The organism is Pseudomonas sp. P4_C3 (assembly GCF_056402075.1).
In genome coordinates this window covers 1-7,921 of record NZ_JBFUIC010000211.1, presented here as the reverse complement: position 1 = coordinate 7,921, position 7,921 = coordinate 1, and the positions used below count along the sequence as shown (strand labels likewise).

Genomic DNA, 7,921 nt, shown 5'->3' with positions numbered 1-7,921 from the left:
GCACATTCCCCCCTGTAGGAGCGAGCCTGCTCGCGATGGCGGCGTGTCAGTCACTCATCCAGTAACTGACGATCGCTATCGCGAGCAAGCTCGCTCCCACAGTGGATCTGTGTTGCATCAGGTCGCGCCAAAAAACGGCCGGATCCCGTGATCACGGAAGTACCGTTCGATCACTTTCGGGTCCGCACACGTCTCGGCTATCGCCACATAGGTATCGGGTCGCAGCAGATAAAAGCCATTGCGCCCCAGGCCCGCCGCTTCGAACGCCGGTCGCCAGTCGAACACATGCAGCGGCAGATGGTGCTCGTGGCACCAGGCGATCATCTCGTCGCTGGTGTCGCCATAGACATGCACCTGCCAGGTCAGGCACTTGAGCGATTCAAAATTATCCCCCTCACCGTCATGGGCCCAGGGCAGGCGATCACCGCCATGCACGTGCCCGGCAACGCCCGTGCTCAGCGGCATTCCACGATAATTCAGGGTGATCTGCGACACTGTGCGAAACAGGAACTGACGGGAGGTTTCGAACGAGGTCATTTTCGGTAACAGGAACGGAGCCAGGCGCGTACGCAGCAAATCGGCAATTGGCCCGTCGGCGGTGACGAAGTTGAAGACCCGGTCGGTGGTGGCCACCAGTTTGCGGGCGAAGGCGATGCGCTCGGTTTCATAGGTGTCGAGCAGTCTGGCCTCGGCGCCGCCGCTCAACACTGCCGCGAGTTTCCAGGCCAGGTTGATGGCATCGCCGATCCCGGTGTTCATGCCCTGGCCGCCCGCCGGGCTGTGGACGTGGGCGGCATCGCCCAGCAAAAACGCCCGGCCGTTGCGGAAGTGATCCGCCACCCGGTGATGCACGCGGTAGGTCGAGAACCAGTTCAGTTGCTCGATCTTCACCTTCATATGCTCGATGGCCCGGCTGCTGACGTCTTCGAAACGCAGGGTCTCGGCGTGTTCGGCGCGCTCGTCGCGCACCGTGCCGATCAGACGGGCACGACCACTGTCTCCCAGCGGGAACACGGCGAGGAAATCCGCCTCGTCGAGATCCACATGCAGTTCGCCGTTGAATGTCGGGCCGCTGCCCTGCACGTCGGCGACGTAGAAAATCTGTTGGTAAGTCCCGCCGGGAAACCCGGTGTCGAGGGTCTTGCGCACAATCGACCGGGCACCGTCGCACCCGGCCAGGTAACAGGCCTGGCAGGTTTCCTGCTGGCCGTCGGGCAGGTCCAGCGTGGCCGTGATGCCGTCTGCGGTTTGCTCGAAGCCTGCCAGTTCAGTGTTGCGTTCCACCGTGATGCCGAAGGCTTCCAGGCGCTCGATCAGCAGCCGTTCGTGTTCGTCCTGCGGGAAGATCTCGAGAAACGAATAGGGCGTCAGGCCTTCACCGATCTGGGACAGGGGCAGGCGCGCAACGGGCTCACCCTTGACCCAGAAGTTGCCGGCCTTTACTTGATGGCCGTGTTGCACCACGGCATCGGCAAGGCCCAGCTGGCGATACAACTCCAGCGTCCGTGCCTGGACGGCCAGCGCCCGGGATGTGGTGCCGGGGGCCGAGGTTTTGTCGACGATCCGCACGCGCACCCCCAGTTTGCTCAGCCACAACGCCAGGACCAGCCCGGTCGGGCCGGCGCCGACGATCAACACGTCGCTGCGGTGCATGAACCTGTCCTCCTCGCTGTGTGAATCAAGTATGGTCCAGTCGGGGAGGGCGGCAACCGTCGGACTACCACGACCGTAGCCGCTGACATGCCATTGGTCGTATGGTTAGCCCGGACCAATGGATCAGATGGAACGACATGCAAATCAGATTGATCACAAGCGTCGGCGTGTTGCTGGTATTGACCGGTTGCGGCAGCCAGCGGACTCAGGAGCCGACGACGCGCACCCCGGCCGAAGTGAAGGCCGAGATTGTGCGTTTGCTGCCGGCGAAAGCTGCCGATCCCCAGGGTTGGGCCACGGATATCCAGGTGGCGTTTACCGCGCAAGACATCTCGCCGACCACGCAAAACCTGTGCTCGGTGCTGGCCGTGACCGAACAGGAATCGACCTTTCAAGTCGATCCGGGCGTACCGGGGCTGGGCAAGATCGCCCGCGACGAGATCGACCGCCGTGCCGCCAAGGCGCACATTCCCGGCTTGCTGGTGAGCGGTGCGTTAATGCTCGATTCGCCCAACGGTAAAAGCTATAGCGACCGCCTGAGTGCCGCGCGCAGTGAAAAGGAACTGAGCGCGATTTTCGACGACTTCATCGACATGGTACCGATGGGCAAAAAACTGTTCGGCGGCTTCAACCCGGTGCATACCGGCGGGCCGATGCAGGTCGGCATTGATTTTGCCGAACAGCAGGCCAAGGGCTATCCGTACCCGGTGCAGGGCTCGATTCGCCATGAAGTGTTCACCCGGCGCGGTGGCATGTATTTCGGCATCGCGCATCTGCTTGGGTACCCGGTGAGCTACCCGCAGCCGCTGTACCGCTTTGCGGACTTCAACGCGGGTTGGTACGCCAGCCGCAATGCCGCGTTTCAGGACGCGGTGAGCCGGGCTTCCGGTATCCCGTTGGCGCTGGATGGCGATCTGGTGAACTACGGTTCGATCATGCCCGGCACCACGGAACTGGCCGTGCGCACCCTCGGCAAGCAACTGGACATGCGCAATCCGACGATTCGCGAGCAACTGGAGGAGGGGAAAACCCTGGCGTTCGAAGACAGCAAACTCTATCGGCGGGTTTTCGAACTGGCCGAACGGGCCGAGGGCCGGCCGTTACCCCGTGAGGTGTTGCCGGGGATCGTGCTGCAAAGCCCGAAAATCACCCGCAAACTCACCACCGCGTGGTTCGCCAAACGGGTCGATGAACGTTACCAGCGCTGCATGGCGCGGGCAGGGAAGTAATTGCGGTGCAAAAAAATCATAAAAAACCCGGCGGGTGAGGCCGGGTTTTCGTTGAGTCCTGCGGTAAAGCACTGCATTCAGACAGCGCGGCTTTCGATCAGACGATCCGAACCGCCTTCAGCGACGCGGTTTTCCAACAGCTTGTCGGAACCGCCTTCAGCGACGCGGTTTTCCAGCAGCTTGTCGGAACCGCCTTCAGCGACGCGGTTTTCCAGCAGCTTGTCGGAACCGCCTTCAGCGACGCGGTTTTCCAGCAGTTTGTCGGAACCGCCTTCGGCAACACGTTTTTCCAGCAGGCGATCCGAACCACCTTCGGCCACACGATTCTCGATCAGGCGATCGGAACCACCCTCGGCCACACGGCTTTCAATCAGACGATCCGAGCCGCCTTCAGCGACCACAGGTTGAGCAGAAGTTGCGGCAAAAGCGTTAACTGCGAAAACCGAGAAAGCGATGCCGAGAAGGACTTGGCGTTTCATGATGGTGTGCTCCGGGGTGCTTATGGGTTGGTATGGAGCAGATGTTACGCCGGGGATTTTTTAAGAGAACTTCATTGAGGTGATGGTGAACATCGACGGCAATGATAGGGCCCGTGCCATACCCCTTGTGAGCGTGATGGTGCGATCGTCGGATGGCCGTGTGTGACGGTTGGCGGCTTCTACACTGGATAGCTGGCGCGTTCCTCTGCCGGGACGGTTGATGAGGCACTGCAGAGATCGCGGTGTGAAAGGAGACGTATATGTACCAGCTCTACGGTTATCAGAACTCCGGGGCGGCGGCCGTCGAAGCCGCCCTTGAACTCTGTGATGTTCCTTATCGCTTCATCGATGTCGAGACCTCCGCGGAGGCGGCCCAGGCGCTGGAGAAACTCAACCCGCTCAAACAGATTCCGACCTTGCAGCTACCTGATGGCAGCGTCCTGACCGAGAGCGCGGCGATCCTGATTCACCTCGGGCTGACCTTTCCCGCATCGGGGTTGTTGCCGTCAGACCCGGCCGAGCGGGCGCAGGCCATTCGCGGCATGGCGTACATCGTCAGCAATTGCTATGCGGCCATCGGCATCATTGATTACCCCGAACGCTGGCTGGCCAAGGCGGATGAGTCGTCCAGGCACAACCTCATGGAGGGCGCCCGCCGGCGCCTGCACTGGAGTTGGGAGGTGTTCGCCRATCAATTCTCGGGCGAGTTGTACCTGGGCAGCGAAAAGCCAGGGGCGCTGGATGTGCTGGCGGCGGTGATCTCGCGATGGGCGGGCAGTCGGGAGCATTTGCGTAATGCCCGGCCGGGTTTTTTCGCCTGGCTGGAACGCATCGACCGCTACCCGGCGCTAACGCCGGTATTCGCCCGGCATTGGCCGGCCTGAACACCGTAAACCCCCTGTAGGAGCGAGCCCTGCGCGCTCCTACAGGGGGGTGCGGCGTGTGCGGATTTACTCCCCGCGGATGTACTGCTCCAGCTGCTTGATCAGCTCCGCCTGTTCGGCAATCGCTTCCTTGACCAGGTCGCCGATCGACAGCAAGCCAATCAATTTGCCGCCTTCGACTACCGGCAAGTGACGCAGGCGCCTATCGGACATGATGCCCAGGCAGGTCTCCACGGTTTGATGGGTGTCGACGGTAATCACCGGCGACACCATGATGTCGCGCACCGGCGTGCCCACCGAAGAGCGGCCGTGCAGCACCAGTTTGCGTGCATAGTCCCGTTCGCTGATGATGCCCAGCACTTCATCATTCTCCACCACCAGCAAGGCGCCGACGTTTTTCTCGGCCATCTTCATCAGCGCTTCGAGCACCATGTGATCGGGTTTGATCTGGTGCACTTCCTGATTCTTCTGATCTTTGAGCTTGAGCAGTTGGGCGACGGTTTTCATGGTGGTTACTCGGGTGTTGTCGTTGTTCTTGAAGAATCGTAGACGCGAGCGTTCAGGGCAAGGGCGAAAGCGGCAGATAACACGCAAAAAACGTCATTCGACGGTTTTTCTTCGGTAAACCCCTCATTTCAGGCTCGGCGCATCTCCTGTGGGAGCGAGCTTGCTCGCGATGACGGTATGTCAGTCAACGTAGATGTTGAATGATAAGCCGCCATCGCGAGCAAGCTCGCTCCCACAGGATCGGTGTTTGCCTGATAGACCTGCGGTAAGCGCGCTATCGCGACGGATGACGGGTAGAATTCTCTTCTGAATCAACGTTGAGGTTTGCAGTGGTGGATCTACAGCAGGGCTTCGTCCTGACCCGGCATTGGCGCGACACCCCGGCCGGCACGGAAGTCGAGTTCTGGCTGGCGACCGACAGCGGTCCCCGGCGCATCCGCCTGCCTCATCAACCGTCGGTGGCGTTCATCCCTGCTGCGCAGCGTCAGGCGGCCGAAGGCGTTTTGCATGACGAGAAGAACGTCGAGCTCAGGCCCCTGGCCCTGCAGGATTTCGAACATCGCCCGGTCCTCGGTCTTTACTGCCAGCAACATGGCCAGTTGATGCGCCTGGAAACCGCGCTGCGCCGGGCCGGTGTCGAGGTGTTCGAAGCCGACGTGCGCCCGCCGGAACGCTACATGATGGAACGCTTCATCACCGCGCCGGTGCGCTTCAGTGGCACGCCGAATGCCGAGGGCCTGCTGCTCGACGCGCAGATGAAACCCGAACCCGACTACCGGCCGAGCCTCAGACTGGTGTCCCTGGACATCGAGACCACGGCCCGGGGCGAATTGTATTCCATTGCCCTGGAAGGTTGCGGCGAACGTCAGGTGTACATGCTCGGTCCGCCGAATGGCGACGCCAGCCAGGTGGATTTCCAGCTCGAATACTGCGATTCGCGGACCTTGCTGCTGAAAAAACTCAACGACTGGTTTGCCCGCTTCGACCCCGACGCGATCATCGGCTGGAACGTCGTGCAGTTCGACTTGCGGGTGCTTCACGAACACGCCCGGCGCCTGGCGGTGCCGTTGAAACTGGGGCGTGGCGGTGAGGAAATGCAGTGGCGCGAACACGGCAGCGGCAACCATTTCTTCGCTTCAGCCGCTGGCCGCCTGATCATCGACGGTATCGAGGCCCTGCGTTCGGCGACCTGGAGTTTCCCTTCGTTCAGCCTGGAAAACGTCGCGCAAACCTTGCTCGGCGAGGGCAAGTCCATCGACAACCCGTACCAGCGCATGGACGAAATCAATCGCATGTTCGCCGAGGACAAACCGGCGCTGGCCACATACAACCTCAAAGACTGCGAACTGGTCACGCGGATTTTCGCCAAGACACAATTACTGACCTTCCTGCTGGAGCGGGCCAGCGTCACCGGTTTGCCGGCCGATCGCATGGGCGGTTCGGTGGCGGCGTTCACGCATCTGTACATGCCGCTGATGCACCGTCAGGGTTTCGTTGCGCCGAATCTTGGTGGCAAGCCACCCGAAGCCAGCCCCGGCGGTTTTGTCATGGATTCGCAACCAGGGCTGTACGAATCGGTGCTGGTGCTCGATTACAAAAGCCTCTATCCGTCGATCATCCGCACCTTCCTGATTGACCCCGTGGGGCTGATTGAAGGGCTCGAGCACCCGGACGACAGCGAGTCGGTACCGGGTTTTCGTGGCGCGCGCTTTTCTCGCACCCGGCATTGCCTGCCATCCATCGTCGCCCGGGTGGCCGAAGGCCGGGAAACCGCCAAGCGCGAACACAACGCACCGCTGTCCCAGGCACTGAAAATCATCATGAACGCGTTCTACGGTGTGCTCGGCTCCAGCGGTTGTCGCTTCTTCGACACGCGCCTGGCTTCGTCCATCACCTTGCGCGGGCACGAGATCATGCTGCGTACCCGCCAGTTGATCGAGGCCCAGGGGCATGCAGTGATTTATGGCGACACCGATTCGACCTTCGTCTGGCTGCGTCGCGCCCATGGTCAGCAGGAGGCGGCGCAGATCGGCCACGCGCTGGTGGCGCACGTCAATCAGTGGTGGCGCGAGCACGTGCAGCAGGAATACGGCTTGCAAAGCGTTCTCGAATTGCAGTTCGAAACCCACTACAAGCGCTTTTTGATGCCGACCATTCGCGGCGCCGAAGAAGGCAGTAAAAAGCGCTACGCGGGGCTGGTGACCCGTGCCGATGGCAGCGACGAAATGGTCTACAAAGGCCTGGAAACCGTACGCACCGACTGGTCGCTGCTGGCCCGGCAATTCCAGCAGGAGCTGTATTCGCGGATCTTCCTGCGCAAGCCCTATCAGGACTATGTGCGTGACTACGTGCGCAAGACCCTGGCCGGTGAATACGATGACCGGCTGGTCTACCGCAAGCGCCTGCGCCGCAGCCTCGATGACTATCAGCGTAACGTGCCACCCCATGTGCGCGCGGCGCGCCTGGCCGATGAGTACAACGACCGCCAGGGTCGTCCTCGGCAATACCAGAACGGTGGCTGGATCAGCTATGTGATCACCGTCGCCGGCCCCGAGCCGCTGGAAGTGCGCAGCGCGCCCATCGATTACGACCACTACATCACCCGGCAACTGCAACCGGTGGCGGACGCGATACTGCCGTTTGTCGACGACGACTTCTCAACCCTGATTGGGGGGCAACTGGGCCTGTTTTGAGTCCATCAGCGACAAGGTCCAGTCATCCAGGATGCCGTGGAAGTACTGGTTCAAGGCTTGCTGGAAAAGGCTGTCGGCGGCGGCGACCTGGGCAAACAGGGTCATCGAGGAATGAAACTTCAGGTCGTCGGGAGGGCCGAAAATCCCGGCCACCGAGCGCTCCCGGATATTCAGCACTTCCTGGGTGCAGGTGCGTAGCCGGGCGCCCAGCAACGGGTGCTCAAGGTAGGCCAGGGCTTCCTCCCGCGAGCGGATGGCAAAGCGGCGCGACATCTCGCTGCCGCCGAGCCCGGCAAACTGCGGAAAAATGAACCACATCCAGTGGCTGCGCTTGTGTCCGTTGCTCAGCTCGTTTTGAACCCGGTCGAATACCGGGTCCTGAGCCTGGAGAAAGCGTTGCAGATTGAACGGGTCCAGGTGGTCGGTGCTTCTCATGGCGAAGCTCTCTGACAGACTGCGGTGGTTCAGACCATGGC

7 protein-coding genes are annotated in these 7,921 nt (G+C 61.4%); 3 read left to right on the top strand and 4 right to left on the bottom strand.

Annotation, left to right across the window (positions count from 1 at the left end):
- Positions 1–117: 117 nt before the first annotated feature.
- Entirely contained in the window at positions 118–1,653 is a 1,536-nt protein-coding gene (locus AC1DVH_RS23180; RefSeq protein WP_477755776.1) for an FAD-dependent oxidoreductase, read from the bottom strand.
- 137 nt (positions 1,654–1,790) lie between these two features.
- Here AC1DVH_RS23180 and AC1DVH_RS23175 point away from each other — a divergent pair, with 137 nt between their 5' ends.
- Entirely contained in the window at positions 1,791–2,882 is a 1,092-nt protein-coding gene (locus AC1DVH_RS23175; RefSeq protein ID WP_477755775.1) for a DUF1615 domain-containing protein, read from the top strand.
- 77 nt (positions 2,883–2,959) lie between these two features.
- Here the strand turns inward: AC1DVH_RS23175 and AC1DVH_RS23170 are convergent, their stop codons facing one another.
- On the bottom strand, positions 2,960–3,361 hold the full coding sequence (locus AC1DVH_RS23170; protein ID WP_477755774.1) for a hypothetical protein: 402 nt from the start codon (positions 3,359–3,361) through the stop codon (positions 2,960–2,962).
- Between the two features lie 260 nt (positions 3,362–3,621).
- On the opposite strand from AC1DVH_RS23170, the gene AC1DVH_RS23165 reads away from it, so the two are divergent.
- On the top strand, positions 3,622–4,245 hold the full coding sequence (locus AC1DVH_RS23165; RefSeq protein ID WP_477755773.1) for a glutathione S-transferase family protein: 624 nt from the start codon (positions 3,622–3,624) through the stop codon (positions 4,243–4,245).
- Between the two features lie 66 nt (positions 4,246–4,311).
- Here the strand turns inward: AC1DVH_RS23165 and AC1DVH_RS23160 are convergent, their stop codons facing one another.
- Positions 4,312–4,752, bottom strand: a complete 441-nt coding sequence (locus AC1DVH_RS23160) for a CBS domain-containing protein (RefSeq protein WP_007987990.1) — start codon at positions 4,750–4,752, stop codon at positions 4,312–4,314.
- Between the two features lie 332 nt (positions 4,753–5,084).
- Between AC1DVH_RS23160 and AC1DVH_RS23155 the strand changes: the two genes are divergently transcribed.
- Positions 5,085–7,445 (top strand): DNA polymerase II, encoded by a 2,361-nt coding sequence (locus AC1DVH_RS23155; RefSeq protein ID WP_477755772.1) that lies wholly within the window; start codon positions 5,085–5,087, stop codon positions 7,443–7,445.
- Here AC1DVH_RS23155 and AC1DVH_RS23150 read toward each other — a convergent pair.
- Positions 7,410–7,880: a DUF1810 domain-containing protein gene (locus AC1DVH_RS23150; RefSeq protein WP_477755777.1), complete on the bottom strand. Its 471-nt coding sequence runs from the start codon at positions 7,878–7,880 to the stop codon at positions 7,410–7,412. The genes AC1DVH_RS23155 and AC1DVH_RS23150 overlap by 36 nt on opposite strands.
- Positions 7,881–7,921 lie beyond the last annotated feature (41 nt).